General features: G+C 68.5%; 18 protein-coding genes and 1 pseudogene. 5 read left to right on the top strand and 14 right to left on the bottom strand.

The genetic code is table 11. The features are described from left to right. Positions 1-10: 10 nt before the first annotated feature. The 8 genes from JWR81_RS17170 to JWR81_RS17135 all read right to left on the bottom strand — a co-directional run bounded on the left by JWR81_RS17170 (position 11) and on the right by JWR81_RS17135 (position 7,443). Positions 11-1,039, bottom strand: coding sequence for a ribose-phosphate pyrophosphokinase (locus JWR81_RS17170; protein WP_297653212.1), 1,029 nt, complete (start codon positions 1,037-1,039; stop codon positions 11-13). Continuing rightward, positions 1,039-1,689 (bottom strand): HAD family phosphatase, encoded by a 651-nt coding sequence (locus JWR81_RS17165; protein WP_297653209.1) that lies wholly within the window; start codon positions 1,687-1,689, stop codon positions 1,039-1,041. The genes JWR81_RS17170 and JWR81_RS17165 overlap by 1 nt, the downstream gene beginning before the upstream one ends. 112 nt (positions 1,690-1,801) lie before the next feature. After that, a complete protein-coding gene (locus JWR81_RS17160; RefSeq protein WP_297653206.1) occupies positions 1,802-3,256 on the bottom strand; it encodes a nicotinate phosphoribosyltransferase in 1,455 nt (484 codons plus the stop codon). A gap of 437 nt (positions 3,257-3,693) precedes the next feature. Beyond that, a complete protein-coding gene (locus JWR81_RS17155; protein WP_297653204.1) occupies positions 3,694-4,638 on the bottom strand; it encodes a PfkB family carbohydrate kinase in 945 nt (314 codons plus the stop codon). Further along, a complete protein-coding gene (locus JWR81_RS17150; RefSeq protein WP_297653201.1) occupies positions 4,635-5,642 on the bottom strand; it encodes a LacI family DNA-binding transcriptional regulator in 1,008 nt (335 codons plus the stop codon). Before JWR81_RS17150 ends, JWR81_RS17155 begins: the two co-directional genes overlap by 4 nt. 39 nt (positions 5,643-5,681) lie before the next feature. Then, positions 5,682-6,461, bottom strand: coding sequence for a glutamine amidotransferase (locus JWR81_RS17145; protein ID WP_297653197.1), 780 nt, complete (start codon positions 6,459-6,461; stop codon positions 5,682-5,684). Then, positions 6,458-6,973 (bottom strand): pyridoxamine 5'-phosphate oxidase family protein, encoded by a 516-nt coding sequence (locus JWR81_RS17140; RefSeq protein WP_297653194.1) that lies wholly within the window; start codon positions 6,971-6,973, stop codon positions 6,458-6,460. Before JWR81_RS17140 ends, JWR81_RS17145 begins: the two co-directional genes overlap by 4 nt. A gap of 2 nt (positions 6,974-6,975) precedes the next feature. Then, positions 6,976-7,443 carry a cupin domain-containing protein gene (locus tag JWR81_RS17135; protein ID WP_297653191.1) on the bottom strand — a complete coding sequence of 156 codons (468 nt, stop codon included), beginning with the start codon at positions 7,441-7,443 and terminating at the stop codon, positions 6,976-6,978. 266 nt (positions 7,444-7,709) lie between these two features. Between JWR81_RS17135 and JWR81_RS17130 the strand changes: the two genes are divergently transcribed. After that, entirely contained in the window at positions 7,710-8,837 is a 1,128-nt protein-coding gene (locus tag JWR81_RS17130) for a CaiB/BaiF CoA-transferase family protein (protein ID WP_297653269.1), read from the top strand. Positions 8,838-8,939: 102 nt separating this feature from the next. Here JWR81_RS17130 and JWR81_RS17125 read toward each other — a convergent pair whose 3' ends face one another. Together JWR81_RS17125 and JWR81_RS17120 are read right to left on the bottom strand one after the other, a co-directional pair. Next, positions 8,940-10,394: an aldehyde dehydrogenase family protein gene (locus JWR81_RS17125; RefSeq protein ID WP_297653188.1), complete on the bottom strand. Its 1,455-nt coding sequence runs from the start codon at positions 10,392-10,394 to the stop codon at positions 8,940-8,942. A gap of 268 nt (positions 10,395-10,662) precedes the next feature. Further along, a complete protein-coding gene (locus JWR81_RS17120; RefSeq protein ID WP_297653185.1) occupies positions 10,663-12,075 on the bottom strand; it encodes a hypothetical protein in 1,413 nt (470 codons plus the stop codon). Positions 12,076-12,959: 884 nt separating this feature from the next. Between JWR81_RS17120 and JWR81_RS17115 the strand changes: the two genes are divergently transcribed. Beyond that, the gene (locus tag JWR81_RS17115) at positions 12,960-13,451 is read left to right on the top strand and encodes a hypothetical protein (protein WP_297653182.1); all 492 of its coding nucleotides are present in this window, start codon (positions 12,960-12,962) and stop codon (positions 13,449-13,451) included. On the opposite strand, the gene JWR81_RS17110 is transcribed toward JWR81_RS17115, so the two are convergent. The 3 genes from JWR81_RS17110 to JWR81_RS17100 all read right to left on the bottom strand — a co-directional run bounded on the left by JWR81_RS17110 (position 13,441) and on the right by JWR81_RS17100 (position 15,748). Then, positions 13,441-14,064 (bottom strand): NAD(P)-binding domain-containing protein, encoded by a 624-nt coding sequence (locus JWR81_RS17110; RefSeq protein WP_297653180.1) that lies wholly within the window; start codon positions 14,062-14,064, stop codon positions 13,441-13,443. The genes JWR81_RS17115 and JWR81_RS17110 overlap by 11 nt on opposite strands. 217 nt (positions 14,065-14,281) lie before the next feature. Then, positions 14,282-14,707: a nuclear transport factor 2 family protein gene (locus tag JWR81_RS17105; RefSeq protein ID WP_297653176.1), complete on the bottom strand. Its 426-nt coding sequence runs from the start codon at positions 14,705-14,707 to the stop codon at positions 14,282-14,284. Positions 14,708-15,013: 306 nt separating this feature from the next. Then, the gene (locus JWR81_RS17100) at positions 15,014-15,748 is read right to left on the bottom strand and encodes an SDR family oxidoreductase (protein WP_297653173.1); all 735 of its coding nucleotides are present in this window, start codon (positions 15,746-15,748) and stop codon (positions 15,014-15,016) included. Positions 15,749-15,965: 217 nt separating this feature from the next. Between JWR81_RS17100 and JWR81_RS17095 the strand changes: the two genes are divergently transcribed. Then, complete coding sequence (locus JWR81_RS17095) at positions 15,966-16,607, top strand: TetR/AcrR family transcriptional regulator (protein WP_297653170.1); 642 nt, start codon at positions 15,966-15,968, stop codon at positions 16,605-16,607. A gap of 96 nt (positions 16,608-16,703) precedes the next feature. On the opposite strand, the gene JWR81_RS17090 is transcribed toward JWR81_RS17095, so the two are convergent. Beyond that, positions 16,704-17,510: an SDR family oxidoreductase gene (locus tag JWR81_RS17090; RefSeq protein ID WP_297653167.1), complete on the bottom strand. Its 807-nt coding sequence runs from the start codon at positions 17,508-17,510 to the stop codon at positions 16,704-16,706. Between the two features lie 164 nt (positions 17,511-17,674). Here JWR81_RS17090 and JWR81_RS17085 point away from each other — a divergent pair. Then, a pseudogene (locus JWR81_RS17085) lies at positions 17,675-17,818 on the top strand (BMC domain-containing protein); the annotation flags it as partial. A gap of 48 nt (positions 17,819-17,866) precedes the next feature. Next, a partial coding sequence (locus tag JWR81_RS17080; RefSeq protein ID WP_297653165.1) for an MFS transporter occupies positions 17,867-18,056 on the top strand: 190 nt, incomplete at its 3' end.

Here is an 18,056-nt window from a genome sequence, read left to right as displayed (position 1 = left end):
GATCTGGTTTCTAGAACAGGTGGTTCTTGCCGCCGAAGACCTCGCTGACCGAGTCGTCGGTGAAGATCCGGCGGATGGAGTCCGCGAGGAGGGGCGCGCAGGACACGACGTGCACGTTGTCCGGCGCTCCCGGGCGCAGCGGGATCGAGTCCGTCACCACGATCTGCTCGAACGGCGAGGCGGCCAGGTTCTCGTAGGCGCGCCCGCTGAACACCGGGTGCGTGGCCGCGGCGAAGACCCGCTTCGCCCCCGCCCGGACCACCGCCTCGCCGGCCGCACGCAGCGTGCCGGCGGTGTCGATGATGTCGTCCAGGATGATGGCGGTCTTCCCGCGTACGTCGCCGATCACGTGTCCGATCTCCGCGACCTGCTGCTGCGGGCGCTCCTTGTCCAGGATCGCCAGCCCGGCCCCCATACGGGTGGCGAACTGCTTGTTCAGCTTGACCCGGCCGGCGTCCGGAGCGACGACGACCAGGTCGCCGTCGAGCCCCGCGAAGTGGTCGGCGAGCATCATCAGGGCGGTCATGTGGTCGACGGGTCGCTGGAAGAAACCCTGGAGCTGACCGGCGTGGAGGTCCATGGTCAGGACGCGGTCGATGCCGGCGGCCTCCAGCATGCGGGCCACCAGGCGGGCCGAGATCGGCTCGCGGGGCGCGGACTTCTTGTCCTGTCGGGAGTAGCCGAACCACGGCGTCACCGCGATCACGCGGTGCGCGCTGGCACCCACGGCCGCGTCGATCATGACCAGCAGCTCGAGCAGGGCGTCGTTCGCGTTGACGCCGTTCTCCGCGTTCGCGCACATCGGCTGGACGATGAACACGTCGGCGCCACGGATCGAGTCGTTGAAGCGGCAGTAGACCTCGTCGTTGGAGAAGGTCTTCAGGGTGACGGGCCCCAGGCCGATGCCGAGCTGCTCGCCGATCGCCCCCGCGAGCGCGGGGTTCGCCCGGCCGGAGAAGACCATGAGGCGTTTGTTGTAGCCGAGCGGGAGGCTGGTGCCGTGGGCCGTCCCCCGGGGGACGTCGGTGTCGATGCTCATCAGATGCGCTCCGTCGATGTCGTGGCGCCGTCCAACAGCGACCTCCCGAGGGAGTAGGCCTCGCGGAGGTCGTCGCCGTCGAAGCAGACGGACGCCCGTTCGCGCAGCACCTCGTTGCAGTTGATGCCCACCGTGTGCGGCAGCCGGTCGAACAGCAGCGTGTCCGACGTCGAGTCCCCGTACGCGATGCACTCCTCCTCGCGCAGCCCCAGCTCGTCGAGCAGCCCCAGGGTGATGTCGACCTTGTGCTGCAGGGTCAGCAGCAGGTCCTGGGTCGTCGGCTCGCCGGGCACCACGCGGGACCCGAACGTACGGTGCGCCCCCCACGCCTCCAGGCGCCGCACGAAGAAGTGCGGGGACTGCGAGATGACCGCGATGTACTCGCCGCGTGCGGTGATGTCGTCGAAGACCTCGCGCACTCCCCCGATCCAGGCCGCGGCCGCGAAGGCGTCGTCGATCTCGGCCTCCGAGGCATCCGCCCAGAGCGGGAGCATGGCCTCCCAGAACCCGATGTCGCTGATCTCGCCGCGCAACCACGCGCGCTCGATCCGGTCGGCCGGCTCGAAGGTCCCGAGGTGACGGGCGAGCTCAACCGACGCCGCTCCTCGCAGCAGGGTCCCGTCCATGTCGAAGACGTGCAGTCGAGTCATCGGTGGCGAACTCCAGGGTCGAAGGATCATCCGGCCCGCCGCGGCCCGACGGACGAGGTCCTTCGGGCCGCGGCGGCGCAGGGGCCGCGGCGGGCGTGCCGCTGGCGGGAGGTCAGACGGTGACGGCCAGCTCGCTGGCGACCGTCCGCATCTGTCCGACGTGGTCGATGTAGTAGGACTCCGGGACGTCCTTCTCCGCGTTGGCGATCAGCTCGGTGAAGTCCCACTTCTTGAGCAGCTTGCCGTTGCGGAACACCGGCTTGAGCACGTTCTCGGACTCGGGGATGGAGCCCTTCGGCACGGTCGTGTAGACGCCGTTCTCGTGCTTGAGCGCGAGCCGGCCCTTCTTCGACGTCTTGAACGTGGCACCGGTGGGCTGCTTGGCGATGTCGCGCCACTCGCCGTCCACGCACACCGCGGATGCCTTCTGGCCGAAGTTCATCGTGTCGCGGTTCCAGTGCTGCAGGAGGCCGCCACCCATGCCGAAGACCGCGTTGTCCGCGGCGAGGCCGCGGCGCTCGAGCTCCATGTAGACCTGCGGCAGGCTGTGGAAGTTCACGCCGTCGCCCTGGACCACCCGGACGAACGGCGGAAGGATCTTGAAGCCCTTCGAGTTGACCTCGTAGCCGAAGGCGTCCATCAGCCACTCGGTTGTGTCCGCGGTGACCTCGACGATGTCGCCCGAGTCCGGACGGATGCCGACGAGGCCCGGGAAGTTCCGGATCTGCTCCTTGAGCTCGCCGCCCACGATGTTCTTGACGCAGTTCTCGTGGTCGTAGGTGTCGGTGAGCAGGAGCGCGCAGCCCTCGGGGGCGAACGTGTCGAGCATGTTGCGCAGGGCGTCGACCTCGTGCTCGCGGCCCCAGGCGCAGAAGCCGGCGTGCTCGGAGTTCGGGCCCGAGTTCGAGACCTTGCCCGCGTTGTAGAAGCGCTTCGCCGCGAGGATGCCGGGCACGGTGTCGCTCTGGTCGAAGTTGACCAGGTGCGCCAGGCCGCCGAGGGCGGCCGACTGCTGCGAGCTGACGCCACGGGCGCCGTAGTCGTGCAGCATGTTGCGCAGCCCGGCCGTGCTGTCGGCCGTGCGCGACAGCGCCTCGCGGATGACCATCTTCGACAGCCAGCTGACGGTGCCGATCGTGGTCGGGTACCAGACGGCGCGCAGCAGCGCGGTCTCGAAGAAGCTGGTGGCCCAGAAGTACTTCGGGTCGGTGTTGATGATCTGGACGAGCACGTTGCGGGACGGCAGGACCGTGCCCTCGGGGACGGCCTCGATCTCGACGGGCAGGAAGCCGCCGTGGTCGTTGAGGATGCCCATCCAGTTCTCGCGGTTGAAGTGCATCCCCTGCTCGCGGACGACGAACTCTGCCTCGTCGATGTCCTCGAGCGAGATCGGCTTCATCAGCTTCTCGCGCAGGTACGCCTGCAGGCCGACGAACTGCGTCACCGCGAAGTCGCCGCCGCGGGACTCGATGTAGCTCGAGACGTACTCGGTGCCCTTCGGGTACAGGGGGTAGTGGCAGTGCTTGTAGTTGTCCGTGTCGATGATCAGGTTGTCGAGATAGCCCATCGGGTGTCGGTCACCTTCCGCGAGATTCGTTTCTACCGACTGCAGTTGTGCCTCTCCGCTGAGACACCGCCGGTGTGGCACTGAAGAACGTGGACCCTGAGGTCCACGTAAACGTGCAGTCTTTCCCGTCCCCCCGGCCAGTCGTTGGACCTTCAGCCGTCGGGCAAACGTCATCTTAACGATTCTATCGTGGTCGTCAACACACTTTGGGCTACGAAAAACCCCAACTTCACGCCCGACCTCACGGCTCGGACACGGGGCCTGGAACGCCCGAAAAGCGAGGTAGTCGCACGTCAGAGGGCCATCCGTGAGCATCGGGCCACCGTGACCGGGGAGAGGCCGGCGCTCCCGCTCCGCGCGACGAGTGCAGGAGCGCGAGCGCAATATCTAGAATCGTTTCTATCCGACCCGTGTCTCGCGCCCGCCGCAGCCGAGCGCTACCCGTCCTTCAGCGCCTCACGGATGGCCTCGGCCGAGGGCATCCCGTTCCGTGCACCGACCGCGCCGACAGACAGGGCCGCGGCACAGTTCGCTGCCTGGACCGCATCCCTCAGGGACTCACCGCAGGCCAAGTGCGCGGCGAGGACGCCGTTGAACGTGTCACCGGCGCCGGTGGTGTCGCGGACCGTCGCCGGCTGGGGCGGGACGTGCTCCGTGTCACCGTCCGCAGTGACGAGGAGTGCCCCGTCGCCGCCGAGGGTCACCACGACCGGGGCTCCGGTACGGCGCGCCAGCGCCTGCGCCCGTGGTGTGGGTCCTGTCGATGCGCCGTACTGCGGGGACACGCCCGACGCCGTCACCACGTCCTCCAGCTCACCCCGGTTGGGAGTGATCACCGGGCCCAGCTCGATGGCCTCGACCACCGCCGGGATGACCGGCGCCGGGTTGAGGATGCACAGCACGCCTGCGGCGGACGCCGCCTCCACCGCCGCGAAGACGGCCGCACCGGATATCTCGGTGCTGACGAGAACGCAGTCGGTCTCCGGCAGCACCCTGTTCAGCGCCGCCCGGACCGCGTCGGGATCGACGTGGTCGTTGGCCCCCGCACCGACGGCGATCTGGTTCTCACCATCGGCGTCCACGACGATGAGCGCGACACCGGTCGGCGTGTCGCGCAGAACGGCGACGTCGTCGACGTTCACGCCCTCCGCGACGAGCTCGGCGAGCGCCGCGCGGCCGAGGTCGTCGGCACCGACCGCACCGATGTAGCGGACCTGAGCGCCGGCACGTGCCGCGGCGACGGCCGCATTGGCGCCCTTGCCCCCGCCGTAGCGCTCGACGCCCGGGCCGACCACGGTCTGACCGGGACCCGGCAGCCGTGGCGTGGTGACCACCATGTCGACGTTGACGGCGCCGACCACCGTGACCCGGCCCGCGCTCACCGTGCCGCCTGCGGCGGGCACACCGAGTCACGCAGCTGGATCAGGGCGGGCATATGACCGACCATCAGGCCGTCCTCCTTCTCCTCGAGGATGTCGAGCAGCACGGTCGCGGCACGGTGACCCATGTCGTGAGCGGGCTGGCGAACGCTGGTCAGCCGCGGTGTGAGCAGTGTGGAGATGGGCAGGTCGTCGAAACCGACGACGCTGATGTCCTCCGGGATACGCAGCCCGTTCGCCTTGAAGCATTCCATCGCCCCGATCGCCATCAGGTCGTTGGCGCAGAGGAGGGCGGTGGGCCGCTCGTCGACCGGCATCCGGACGATCTCGGCCGCGTTCGCCGAGCCGGAGCCCTGCCGGTAGTCCCCGACGTGGACCGGGACGGAGTCGGGATCGATCCCCGCCCCGGCGAACGCCTCGCGGTAGCCCGCCAGCCGCTGCTGGGCCGTCCACAGCGCAGGGGGCCCACCGATGACGGCGAGTCTGCGGTGGCCCTGCTCGAGGACGTGCGCCGCGATCTCCCGCGCTCCCTTGCGGGAGTCGGACACCACGGCCGGCAGCTCCATCCCCGGGATCTGCTCGTCGACGAGGACGACCGGACCGGACCTCGCCAGCTCGAAGAGCGAACGGGGCATCGACCCCGTGCCCGACAGGTAGATCACCCCGTCGACCCGCTGGCTGCGCAGCAGCTTCGCCTGGTTCTCCTCCGGCAGCTCGGTGGCGTCCGGCACCACGAGGACCACGAGCACGTCACGGGCGGCGGCAGCCTTCTGCACACCCTCCGCCACCATGGCGAAGAACTGGTTCGTCAGCTCCGGGACGACCATGCCGATGGTCGACACCGTGCGCCGCTTCAGGCTGCGGGCGGACTCGTTGGGCGAGTACTCCAGCACCCTGATCGCGTCCAGCACCCGGTTCCGCCGCTCGGCGGCGACGGGCCCGCTGTCGTTCAGCACGTAGCTGACCGTGCTGATCGAGACGCCCGCGTGCTGCGCTACGTCCTTCATCGTGGGTCGACGGCGACCTGCCACGGGGTCCTACCTCTCCTACGAGCGAGCGCCGCCCGCCCAGGTGAGGATGGCGGCCCAGAGCTTTTGGTAGCTCGACCATCCGACGAACTCCGGGGGCGCCCAGTGCGGGGCCAGGTCGGAGGTGAACGCGACGGAGCGGCCCTGTCCCGCCTCGCCGACCACCAGCAGCGGGTCACCGTCCGTCTCCACCACGGTCGTGGCGTCCGGCTTGGCGATGACCCGGTTGTACCCGAGCAGGGCCGGCCACTCCGCGGGGGTACCCCCGAGCACCGGGTGATCGGGGGCGGCGAACTGCGCCTTGACCCCGTCCGAAGCCTCGATGCGGTCGTCGTGCGGCAGCATCGTCACCGGCAGGACGTCCGCGAGCGGGCTCATCCCGAACCGCGCCTTGCCGTCGATGCCGGTGAACGACATGTAGCCGCCGATCATCACCAGGCCGCCGCCGCCGCGGGTCCACTCGGCGAGCACCCCGAGCTTGTTGGGGCTGCGCTCCGAGCGCAGGAAGGTCTCGTCCGGGATCAGGAAGGAGTTGGACCCGATGTCGCTGAGCACGACGACGTCGAACTCGGCGAGCTCGGCCGCGGTCTTCGGGAACCGCGAGGAGATCTCGTGGCCGCGCACGTACGTCACATCGAAGCCGCAACGGTCGAGCGCCGCCAGGAACTCCCCCGCGCCCTCCTCGTACTCCGTGTTGTGGAACTGGTCGAAGCCCTTCATGTGGATCGTGTGCTTGATCCAGGACTCGCCGGCGACCAGGACGCGCAGCGCGGCGGACCCGTCGGTCGAGGTGCTCACAGGATCCGGTCCCCCACGTGCGCGGGCAGCGTCCGGGTCTCGGGCATGGCGATCACGTTGACCTCGCGCATGTCCCAGCCGATCATCTTGTCCGGCGCGAGCTCGTAGTAGCTGCGGCCGGCGACCTCGCCGAACTCGAGGTACTTCTCGGCGTAGGGGTGCCCGACGTGGAAGTACTTGTCGAACACCAGCTGCGCGAGGGTCTCGACGAGGGACTCGTCGGTCACCTTCTGCATCGACCCGGTGATCCGGACGCCGCTGACGGTGGCGTACTCCTCCCCCTGGTCGACCAGTGCCGAGAGCGGACGTCCGGCGAGGAAGTTCGCGGCGTGCCGGGAGGCGGCGTCGATCGGGATGTAGACCTTCTTGTCGTGCACGACCAGCCACAGCGGGGACAGGTAGATCGACCCGTCCTCGTTGGCGGTCGCCACCCGGATGGTCTTCGCCCGCGCCAGGTAGGCCCAGCGCTTGTCGCCCCGCAACGGCTGCCAGGTGCTCGCGGTCACGGCCATGATCAGCTCCCTTCCGAGGCGCGGAGCGCCTTGAGCTCGCGGCTGTAGTCCGGCGCGTCGGCGACGCCGACCTTCGGGGACGGACCGGAGGTCCAGAAGAACTTGAAGGGCACGCCGGTGCACTCGAGGGTGTACTTGTAGCCGGCGGGCAGGTAGATGTGCTCGCCCTCGGCGGCCTCGAGAACGATCCTGCGTCCGGCGGCGTCCTCCACCACGAGGTGGATCTTGCCTTCGAGGACGTAGTGCGTCTCGTCGAAGTCCGCCTGGTCCCAGTGGTAGGGCAGGTGGTCCGGCTCGCCGTAGCAGTACCCGTGCCGGAAGTAGCGGGCATCGTCCCGCTCCTGCGACAGGAAGATGTTGGTCTTGATGCCGGTGTTGAACTGCAACGTCGGCATCTTGTCGATCTCGTCGGGCACGATCACCCGCGGGAAGCGGCGCGCGTTGCGCGCCGCCGGGTCGTACTCGGTCACCGTCGTCTCCCTTTTCTGTAGTGGCCGGCGACGTGGGCTGAGCGTCCTGGGTCCCTGCTGTGACGGGTCCCGGCGCCGCCCGTCGAGCCGGAGCGGTGGCAGACGCCAGCCTGCCATGTCTTGTCTGCTGTGTAAACGTATCTCGTAAAACACGCCGAGCCAAATTTTCGGCCGACCGACGACCCGCTGAGCTGCATTGACGTGGAGGCAGCCAGGCTCATAGCCTCATTGAAAGGATTCTGTAACGGAGGAGCATGTCCATGGAGATCCCCGCCACAGCCCTCGGCCCGCTCAAGGTTCTCGACTTCTCGCGGGTGCTCGCAGGGCCGTTCGCCACGATGCTGCTCGCCGACCTCGGCGCGACCGTGACCAAGGTCGAGCGGCCCGGGACGGGCGACGACACCAGGGCCTGGGGGCCGCCGTTCGACGACGCGGGCGAGGCGACCTACTTCCAGTCGGTCAACCGCAACAAGACCAGCATCGCTCTCGACCTCTCCGATCCCGGCGACCTGGCGGTCGCCCGGGCCGAGGCACTGTCCGCGGACGTGGTGGTGGAGAACTTCCGCCCCGGTGTGATGGATCGGCTCGGGCTCGGGCCGGCCGAGCTGTGTGCGGCCAACCCCGGGCTGGTCTACTGCTCGATCACCGGATTCGGTTCGGGCGGCGGGGCCTCGCTGCCCGGGTACGACCTCCTCATCCAGGCGGTCGGCGGGCTCATGAGCATCACCGGCGACCCGGCGGGTGAGCCCCAGAAGGTCGGCGTCGCCCTCGTCGACGTTCTCGCCGGCCTCTTCGCGAGCGTAGGCATCCTCGCCGCGCTGCGGCATCGCGAGAGCAGCGGCACCGGGCAACGGATCGAGGTCGACCTGCTCTCCAGCCTGCTCGCCGCACTCGCCAACCAGGGCGCCGCCTTCACCGCGGGCGGCGTCGTCCCGGCCCGGCTCGGGAATCAGCATCCGAGCATCGCGCCGTACGAGCTCCTGCCCTGCGCGGACCGGGAGCTCGCGCTGGCCGTCGGCAACGACCGCCAGTTCACGGCACTGTGCACCGTGCTCGGACAACCCGCACTGGCGAGCGAGGCCGCCTACGCCTCGAACACGGAGCGGGTGCGCAACCGGGACCGGCTCCGCGCCACCCTGGAGGAGCTGTTGGCGAAGCGACCCGCGGCCGAGTGGGCCGCGGACCTGAGCGCCGCCGGGGTACCGGCAGGCGTGGTCAACGATGTCGCCGGCGCCTTCGCGCTGGCGACAGAGCTCGGGCTGAACCCGGTGATCGAGGTTCCCCGGGCCGACGGAACGCCGGTCCGGCTCACGCGGAACCCGATCACGCTCTCGGCGACCCCGGCCCGCTACGAGACGGCTCCGCCCCGGCTACCGGAGCGGGAGCAGCGGTAGGCGGGGCGGAGGCCGAACGGCCCGCGGGTGCATCGCACCCGCGGGCCGTTCGCGCTCGGGGTGGCGTGACGCGGCTGCCCGGTCACGCCGACCCGACTCGGATCAGCTGCCGAAGCCGAAGATCGTCTTGATCTCCAGGAACTCCTTCAGGCCGAAGTCCGCGTACTCGCGTCCGTTGCCGGACTGCTTGTAGCCGCCGAAGGCACCCGCGAAGTCCAGCCCGTTGCCGTTGACGTGCACCATCCCGGTCCGCAGGCGTCGCGCGACCGAGCGGGCCCGCTCGACGTCGGGCGAGGAGACGAAGCCGGACAGGCCGTAGACGGTGTCGTTCGCGAGGCGGACGGCCTCGTCGTCGTCGGAGTAGGTGGTCAGGGTGATGACCGGCCCGAAGATCTCCTCCTTGGAGATCTCCATGTCGTTCGTGACCCCGGTGAGGATGGTCGGGCGGACGAAGTACCCGCTGTCGAGGCCCTCCGGCCGGCCGAGGCCGCCGGCCACGAGCGTGGCCCCCTGGTCGAGCGCGCTCTGGATCAGTCGCTGCACCTTGTCGTAGGCGGCCTGCGAGATGAGCGGGCCGATCGTCACGCCCTCGTCCTCGGGGTGACCCACGACGATCGCCTCGGCGGCCTTCTTCGCGATCTGCTCGGCCTCCGCAAGCCTGGACTGCGGCACGAGCCAGCGGGAGCCGGCGTTGCAGGACTGACCCGAGTTGGCGCAGACGTCTCCCATGTCCCGCGGGATGGCGGTCTCCAGGTCCACGTCGTCGAGCAGGATGTTGGCCGACTTGCCACCGAGCTCCTGCGCGACCCGCTTGACGGTCGAGGCGGCGCTCTTGGCGACCTCGACGCCGGCCCGGGTCGAGCCCGTGAACGACACCATGTCGACATCGGGGTGCGAGGTGATGGCCGTGCCCACGGTGGGGCCGTCGCCGTGCACGAGGTTGAAGACACCGGCGGGGACACCGGCCTCGTGCAGCACCTCCGCGATGATCACGGCGTTGAGCGGTGCCAGCTCCGAGGGCTTGAGCACGACGGTGCATCCCGCGGCCAGCGCAGGCGCGATCTTGGCCGCGATGAGGAGCGGCGGCCAGTTCCAGGGGGTGATCAGGCCGCAGACGCCGATCGCCTCGTACCGGATCCGGGTCGTGCCGCGGTCCTCGTCGAACTGGAAGTTCTTCAGCGCGTCCAGGGCCGAGGCGAACTGCCCCAGGCCTGCGCCGACCTGTGCGGTGCTCGCGAGCGCGGCCGGAGCTCCGACCTCGGCCATGATCGTGCGGGCGAGGTCCTCACCGCGGGTCTGGTAGACCTCGATGATCCGCTCGAGCAGCGCGATCCGCTCCGCCACCGCGGTGGTGGAGAAGGTCTCGAACGCGGCACGGGCCGCCTTCACCGCGCGGTCGACGTCCTCCGCCCCGCCGAGCGCGACGGTCGCGATCGACTTCTCGGTCGACGGGTCGATGACGTCCATGGTCTCCGACGTCGTGGGCTCCACCCATTCGCCGTTGATGTAGAAACGATCTGCGTTGTGCAACTTTTTCTCCTCGATCAGTGCATCCACGTCGACTTCTGCTGCCCGTGCACGCGAGGGACAGTCCGGCGAGAAAGGCAGTTGAAGTGCGGTGATCCTCGATCAGACTCCCGGGGACACGCCGTGACGCGCCCGCCGCACTGCGGACTAGAAACGATTCTATATCGTAGCGACACGAAGACCGCGGGTCAAGCCGAGCCCGCGCGTCGAGCCCGGTCGACCGAGAGGCGTCGACATGGCTGTGGGTGTGGTCGACGGCCCGGGACGTCGACCACACCCACAGCGGCGAACCAGGAGCTCAGCTCTTGACGCCGACGGCCTCCTCGGGGACATGACCGTTCTCGAGGCCGGAAGAGGCCGGACTGTCGACGTACGGCGGGGGCGGCGCTCCCCAGTAGGCGTCGTCGAGGCCGCGCACCTCGTCCGCGGTCGACACGCGCAGACCGATCGTCTTCTCCAGCGCCACGATCACGAGCAGACCCGTCACCCCGGCGACGACGACCGTGGCCACGACGCCGACCGCCTGCCAGCCGAGGTTGATCGTGGCGTGCTGCGGGGCGTACTCACCGGTCAGACCGAAATAGCCACCGGTCTTGTCACCCCATCCGACCACGCCGCCCGCGAGAGCCGAGTAGATACCGCCGCCGAGGGCCAACGGAACGATCTTCTTGTCGTCGATGCCCAGCCGGACCAGGACCCGGTAGGTGCCCCAGACGACGAACGAAGCGATGAACGACACGATGAGGATCTCCCACGGCTTGCCGACGTCCAACGACGTACCGGAGCCGATGTAGCCGGCGGCCACGCCGATCAGCGCCATGATCGGGTTGCGGGACCGGTACGCGATGATCGCCCCACCGAGCCCGCCGCCGACGTAGGACATGAAGACGTTGATCACGACGATCCCGAACCCGCTCGTCGTGAGCGAGATGCCGAAGTAGCCGGAGCCCGGGACGATGTACCCACAGCCCAGGAAGGCGAAGGGGGCAGCGAACATGAGCACCGCGACACCGAACGCGCTCCAGCCGAGGTTGTGCGGCACCGGTCCGGACGTCCCGGGGTGTGACGTGAAGGAACCCAGACGGGGTCCGGCACGCCAGGCCAGGATGAGTGCCCACACGCCGACGACGATGTAGAGCGAGTACGTGCCGATGTAGTCGTGGACCCCGCGGTTGGTGAGCGGGCTCGTCGACCCCCACGTCAGGTACAGCGCCACAGGCACGACGATGCCACCGGCGACGGCGGAGATCACGTACATGGGCACCGCCTTCACGCGTTCCAGGCCCGCCGAGTGCAGGAGCGCACCCGCCACGGCGCCGTAGGCCATGAAGAACGCGAGGAAGATCTGGAAGACATCGGCCTCGGGCGAGACGGCGGGATCGAGGTCCTGCGAGAACGTGGTGACGTTGGGCCCGAAGAGCCACCAGTCCGAGATCGCCTGCGTGATCGGACTGGGGATTCCCAGGGCCTGGTAGAACTGGATCTCCCAGATCGCGTAGCCGATGATCGCCAGGGCGCCCCCCGCCAGCAGGGCGCACACGAGTTTCTGAACCCAGGTGTCGAGCATGTTCTTCCGGCGGACCAGGCCCGCGTCGATCAGTCCGACCGCGCCGACCACGAACAGCAGGCACACCGTCGCGAGCGCGTAGAACACGTCCTGGAGATAGGACGCTTCGGACACCTGATCAGGGAACTTGGGCGGGACGCTCATGTCCACGACAGCAAGGAATGCTTGCACGGATTCGTCCTCCTGCTCGCTTCGCCGACACAGGACGAAGAGGTGGGGGTGATAGAAAGGGTTATGCTGCAAGCGCACCCACTGCGGCGTCAAGCTTCACGAGCAACAGAACTAGAAAGCTTTATCTCTTGGTTACACGTTTCGAGTCGTTCTTCACTTTTCGTGCCTATAAGTCCGTTTCCATCAGCCACTTCCCCCGGCCGGAGAGCCGATATCCGCGCTGGACATCCGCGGTAGCCCGCCGCCGGCGGGCGCAGTCGCTGCGCCGGCTGGGGCGAGAACTAGAAATGATTCTAGTGCTGTCGCCCTCCGTATCCGCGCGCCGACCGAGGCGACGGATCCGGACGCCGAGAAGCCGCCGGGCCGCTCACATCTCGTAGCGGAGTGGTCGTGCCTGTCCGCGCGGGAGAAGGGCGACGACACCGACGCGGTGGCTCTGGCCGACCTACTCGCCGAGCGCGGGACGGTGGCCGCGCCTCGATTCCGCCTTCCGCACGACGCGGCCGATCGAACCAGTGCGAGCAGGTGCCGCCCCGCGTGTTCGGGCGCCTCCCACGCCGCGGCGGGTGTGGGGAGCTCCGCCGGGCGAGGCCTCGAAAGCGCAGGAGTGGGATGGGAGTCGGCGACGTCGCGGTTTGCCGCAGCGGGTGTCTGCGTGGCGGCAGTCGGTGCCGGTTCTGCGGGGTCGACTGCGTTGGCGATTCCCCCGAGGGCCAGGAGCGCGAGGAACCCTCCCCCATCCGCCAGGGCGAACCGCTGCGGCTGACGGCGCCGTCGTCACCTACTCACCGCAACACCAGCCGCCGTTGTCAATCTCGCGGCCGACCGGTCAGACGACCTCTGCCACGACCTTCTCGATGTCTTCCTGGCCTGAAGAAGCTTCCGAACTCCTCGATGCCGCCCCACTCGTCCATGGCGATGACATCAGCGTTCTCGTCCTCGGCGAACTGATGGTGGTCTGCACCCTTGCTCCGCCCGTCCGTGGCGATCCCCTTCATCATCCCGGCGGGCCGGTCGAACACCTCCCGGAACTTTCGATCTGCGCACCCGGGAACGTGACGATGACGATGACGGACATGGCAGTCCTCCATTGTCGAGTCGGATCGCACACCACGCGGGTCGATGCGGTCCGTGGCAGCCGATTCCGTCGTTACTTCGGTGGTCACAACCGGCCGGTACGCGCGATCACCTCGCTGGCGATGTCGACCATCTGGTCAAGGCCGGTGAACATCGCGAAGGTATCGCCGACATTGATATCCGACATCAGCGAGTCGGTGATCCATCAACCATTGTCAGGGCGCACGGCGCCCTGTTCGCCGGCTGCTCGGCCCCGAGGGCTCAGCCGGTAAATTCGTTGACGCCGAGGGCGAAGTCCCAGTGGCCGACCCCGTTGCCGGCGAGGCCCACCGTGACCACGCCCACTCCTTCCAGCCAGTGCGCCATCTTCAGGCCGCCGACGTCCAGCGGGCGCAGCCCGAGGCTCTCGATGAATGCCGCCACACCCGCCTTGGCCTGCGCATCATCGCCAGCGATGAAGACGTTGGGCCGGCCCTTCTCCAGGACATTACGAAAAATGGTGTTGAATGCCTTCACCACGCTGGCGCCGGCCGGGGCCACCTTGGCGACTTCCTGCGCGATCGAGGTCTCCTCGCTGTGGGCCAGTCCGTCGAACGTGGCGTTGAAGGGGTTGCTGATGTCGACGATGACCTTGCCCGCGAGGGCGTCTCCGTACTCGGCGACGACCGGAACGACACCGTCGTACAACAGGGCCGTGATGACGATGTCCCCGGCCGGGACGGCGCCCCACTTGCCCGTCGTCGCGCCGCCGCCCAGAGCGCTGGCCAGGTCATCGGCCTTGGACTGATCGCGTCCCATGACCTCGACGAAGTTGCCGCCCGCCACCGCGAGCGTGCCGATGGTACGGGCCATGTTCCCCGTACCGATGAGGGTGATGCTGCTCATGAGGTGTGCTCTCTTCCTGTTCTCGAGGTGTCGCTCTGTCTCGTTCGTGCCGGGTCAGGCGCAGGGCGTCGGCCGCGACGTTTCCGGGCCGACTGCCGCGCCTTTCCCGGCACCTCCGGCTCGTCTTCCGCCGGTAGATCGGGCTGCGTGAACCTGCCGCAATTCCAAAAAAGAGGGGGTCAGGTCAGGGACATGGGCCGAGGGCATCCCGTGATCGTTACTCTCCCTTGGTTTGCAGTTCCCAGGACTGCATGCCGATGAGAGGCGCGAGGTGACCCTGCATCTCGACGGCGGACGGCAGCGGGCGCCAAAATATGGTCACCTCGGCAATCTTGCCGTCCGCGTCGAGCAGGATGCAGTCCATCCCGTTGACCGCCGTGTCTTCGATCTGCAGCCGGAAGAATGCGGCGTGGTGGGTCTCGCCGCTGAGGACCTCCTTGTAAGTGAGGTCCGCCGCCACCGTGGAGATGCCCTGGATGGCTGCCGTGACGGCCTCGCGGCCGGTGAGCGGCTCATCGCTGAGCGGGCTGATCAGCACCACGTTCTCGGCGAGGACACGGGCGAGAGCGTCTTTGTCCGCGCCGCCGTGCATGCAGTCGACGAAGGACTCGACGGTGGCGCGGTGCTGCGCGAACGTGGTCATGGCTACTCCTCGTTGTTCACATGGCCCAGGTGGCGCCGGTCGGTTGGTCATCGGTGAGCCGGCCAGCACATCGATCATGCGTCGGCAGGCCGGCGATAGGTCGATCACGGATTTCCTCCAGAGCTTTGCTTCACGAATGGCACTCCTTCACCAGTAGACACCGACCGGTGGGCACGGATCATCGACAGCACGCGAATCCGGCGCCCGCGCAACACTTCGGCGTGTTGCGGATGTCCGCGTTCGAGATCAGTTCGTTGTGGCGACCGGGTTGTTGGGGGTGCGCCCGCGGCATTCCTGGTGTGTGGTTCAGATGGCGGTGGTGCCGCCGTCGGTGACCAGTTCCAGGCCGTTGACGTAGCTGGAGTCGTCGGAGGCGAGGAACAGGGCGGCGGTCGCGATTTCTTCGGGGCGGCCCATCTTTCCGCGGGGGATGAGGGACTCGAATGCGGCCTTGGTTGCCTCGTCGAACAGTTCTTCCTGTTTGGCGGTGGCGACCTGGCCGGGGGTCAGGACGTTGACCCGGATCTTGCGGTCGCGCAGTTCGTTGAGCCAGACGCGGGCCCAGGCCTGCTGGACGGCTTTGCTTCCCGCGTAGAGGCTCCAGCCGGGGAAGGCGCCGAGGGAGGCGTTGGATCCGGTCATGAAGATCGAGCCGTTGTCGTTGATCAGCGGCAGTGCCTTCTGCACGGTGAACAGGGTGCCGCGCGCGTTGAGCCAGAAGGCGCGGTGGAACTGTTCCTCGGTGATCTCGCCGAGGACGGCGGGTTCGCCCATCCCGGCGCTGGCCCACAGCACGTCGATCGAGCCCTTTTCCCGCTTGACGGTGTCGTACAAGCGGTCCAGGTCGTCCAGTTCGGCCGCGTCACCCTGGACGGCGGTGACGTTGCGGCCGATCAGTTTGACGGCGTCGTCCAGTGCTTCCTGCCGCCGGGCCTGGATGAAGACGTGCGCTCCTTCCTCGACGAACAGTTTGGCGCCGGCCAGTGCCATGCCGGTGGATCCGCCGGTGATCACCGCTACCTTGCCATCGAGCTTTCCCACGATCACTCCGGTGAATTGATGGGTATCCGAGACAGTTCGGGTTCTTATATACACCAGACTGTGTACGTAACGTACCCGATGGCCGGTCGGAGCGCAAGCTACATACACCGGTCGGTACCGACCACGCCGTGGGACGCCCGGCCCGCCGTGGCGCACCGACGATCACCGGGACCGCTCTATGTAGACCGGTCTGTACCGAACGGTCTATGCTCGAGGCATGACGGAGTTGGAGAAGGGCCCCCTGGGCCGGCGTCGCGGCAGGGGCGCACGCGAGCGCATCCTCGGCGCGTCACAGCAGCTGTTCCGCGATCAGGGCATCAACCGCACCGGCATGGACCAACTCTGCGCCGTGGCCCAGGTGTCCAAGCGCACGGCCTACCAGCACTTCACCAGCAAGGACGAACTCGTCGCCGAATACCTGCGCCGATTCGATCCCGACGTCATGCCCGGAGTGTTCGACCGCACCGACCTCACACCCCGCGAACGAATCCTCGCCGCCTTCGAGGTACCCGCGTCCACGCCCCTGTGCCCCTACATCGCGGCGGCCGTCGAACTCCACGACCCCCAACACCCCGCGTCCCAGTACGCACGCGACTACAAGACCGCCATCGCCGCGCGGCTCACCGAAACCGCCCGCGAAGCCGGCGCCACCAATCCCGAACAACTCGGCGAACAACTGGCGCTGCTCATCGACGGCGCCTCGGCCCGCACCCGAGTCCTCAACAGCGAATCCTTCCCCACCGCCGCCGCCATCGCCGCCGTCCTCATCGACAACGCCATCCCCGCGTCATCTCCTCGGCAGCCCAGCGATGACCGCGGAACTACCGGGTCTGCTCCCGTTCCGGTGGGAGGCCAATGACGGCCCGATCACGCCTCGTCGGCCGGAAGACGACGTCGAACTCCGAATCGATCGACGCCGGCTCCACTTCTACGGCGCCCCCGTCGAGATGTGGGTTCATACGACTGCTGTCATTCCGCCGTCGATGAAGAGGACCTGTCCGTTGACGTAGTCAGACGCCCGGGAGGCGAGGAAGACCGCGGGGCCGACGAGGTCGTCGACGGTGCCCCAGCGGGCGGCGGGGGTGCGACCGAGGATCCAGGCGTTGAAAGCGGGATCGTCGACGAGCGCCTGGGTCATCTCGGTGTGGATGTAGCCCGGGGCGATGCCGTTGATCTGCAGGCCGCCCGACGCCCACTCCGCGGTCATCGCCCGGGTCAGGCCGCGCAGGCCGCCCTTCGCCGCGGTGTAGGCGGCGATAGACGGGCGGGCGAGCTCCGTCTGGACCGAGCAGACGTTGATGATCTTGCCGTGGCCGCGGGCGAGCTGGTGGCGGGCGACCTCGCGGCCGACGATGAAGGCGCTGCTGAGGTCGGTGGTCAGGACCCGGTTCCAGTCCGCCAGGCTGACGTCGAGCAGCGGCTCGCGGTGCTGGAGGCCGGCGTTGTTGACCAGGACGTCGACCGGCCCCACAGTGGCCTCGACCCAGGCGACGCCCTCGGCGACCGCATCGGGGTCGGTGACGTCGAACGCCCGCGCCGCGACGGCGTCGTCACCGAACCGGTCAGCCAGCACGGCACGGGTGCGGTCGAGCCGGTCCGGGACGAGGCCGTTGAGCACGAGGCGTGCCCCGGCCCGCACCAATCCGGTGGCGATGGCCAGGCCGATGCCCCGGCTCGACCCGGTGACCAGCGCGGTGCGCCCGGTCAGGTCAAACAGCGATGCTCCCTCGCCGGGTGCCTCCGCTTGTGGCGCCTCGGTCACGCGATCCTCCGGTCGGTCGGACGGGACTTCTCAGGATGCCGGTACATCGACCGGGCGGGGAGGACGTTGCGGCGGGAGAACCCGAACGAAGTCGCTTCTCCCCGAGAGAGAGCGCTCTGACGAGGACGGGCGACCACCGTCGGGCGTACCGGACCACATCCGAAATGCGTGCCCCGGCCACCTGTCGGAGGTGTCATGACCGCAGCCCGCCCTGGGGAGCTCAGGGAATGGTGGAGACGAAGGGTCTGGTCGGCGCGATCGAGGCGGCCGACGCCATGGTCGAGGCGGCGAACGTCGTGGTCGAGGGGTGATGTCAGCCGTCTGCGGCATGTTGGGCTCTGCTCGCCCGCTACCGCGTGCCCGGCGACAACCGGGAGGCCCTTCTCGCCGCGATGGCGGACCCGCGCGACACGCGTCTACGCGCCGGCCGCACCGGCTGGGCGCTCAACCGCGACGCCCGCGACGAGACGGCGTTCGTCGAGCAGTACACGGTCGCGTCCCGGGAGGAGCACCATCACGATCTCGTCGACGTCCTCGTCCAGGCCG

The sequence above is a fragment of the Pseudonocardia sp. genome (assembly GCF_025965585.1).
Taxonomy (GTDB): domain Bacteria; phylum Actinomycetota; class Actinomycetes; order Mycobacteriales; family Pseudonocardiaceae; genus Pseudonocardia.
Note: the sequence above shows the minus strand (reverse complement) of the source record. Positions and strands in the feature narration are given on the sequence as shown.

Coding starts and splice junctions, on each gene's coding strand:
- JWR81_RS17165 (WP_297653209.1), bottom strand. CDS start 1,689: ATGACTCGACTGCACGTCTTCGACATGGACGGGACCCTGCTGCGAGGA.
- JWR81_RS17095 (WP_297653170.1), top strand. CDS start 15,966: ATGACGGAGTTGGAGAAGGGCCCCCTGGGCCGGCGTCGCGGCAGGGGC.
- JWR81_RS17140 (WP_297653194.1), bottom strand. CDS start 6,973: ATGGCCGTGACCGCGAGCACCTGGCAGCCGTTGCGGGGCGACAAGCGC.
- JWR81_RS17150 (WP_297653201.1), bottom strand. CDS start 5,642: ATGAAGGACGTAGCGCAGCACGCGGGCGTCTCGATCAGCACGGTCAGC.
- JWR81_RS17120 (WP_297653185.1), bottom strand. CDS start 12,075: ATGAGCGTCCCGCCCAAGTTCCCTGATCAGGTGTCCGAAGCGTCCTAT.
- JWR81_RS17115 (WP_297653182.1), top strand. CDS start 12,960: ATGTCTTCCTGGCCTGAAGAAGCTTCCGAACTCCTCGATGCCGCCCCA.
- JWR81_RS17105 (WP_297653176.1), bottom strand. CDS start 14,707: ATGACCACGTTCGCGCAGCACCGCGCCACCGTCGAGTCCTTCGTCGAC.
- JWR81_RS17160 (WP_297653206.1), bottom strand. CDS start 3,256: ATGGGCTATCTCGACAACCTGATCATCGACACGGACAACTACAAGCAC.
- JWR81_RS17170 (WP_297653212.1), bottom strand. CDS start 1,039: ATGAGCATCGACACCGACGTCCCCCGGGGGACGGCCCACGGCACCAGC.
- JWR81_RS17110 (WP_297653180.1), bottom strand. CDS start 14,064: ATGAGCAGCATCACCCTCATCGGTACGGGGAACATGGCCCGTACCATC.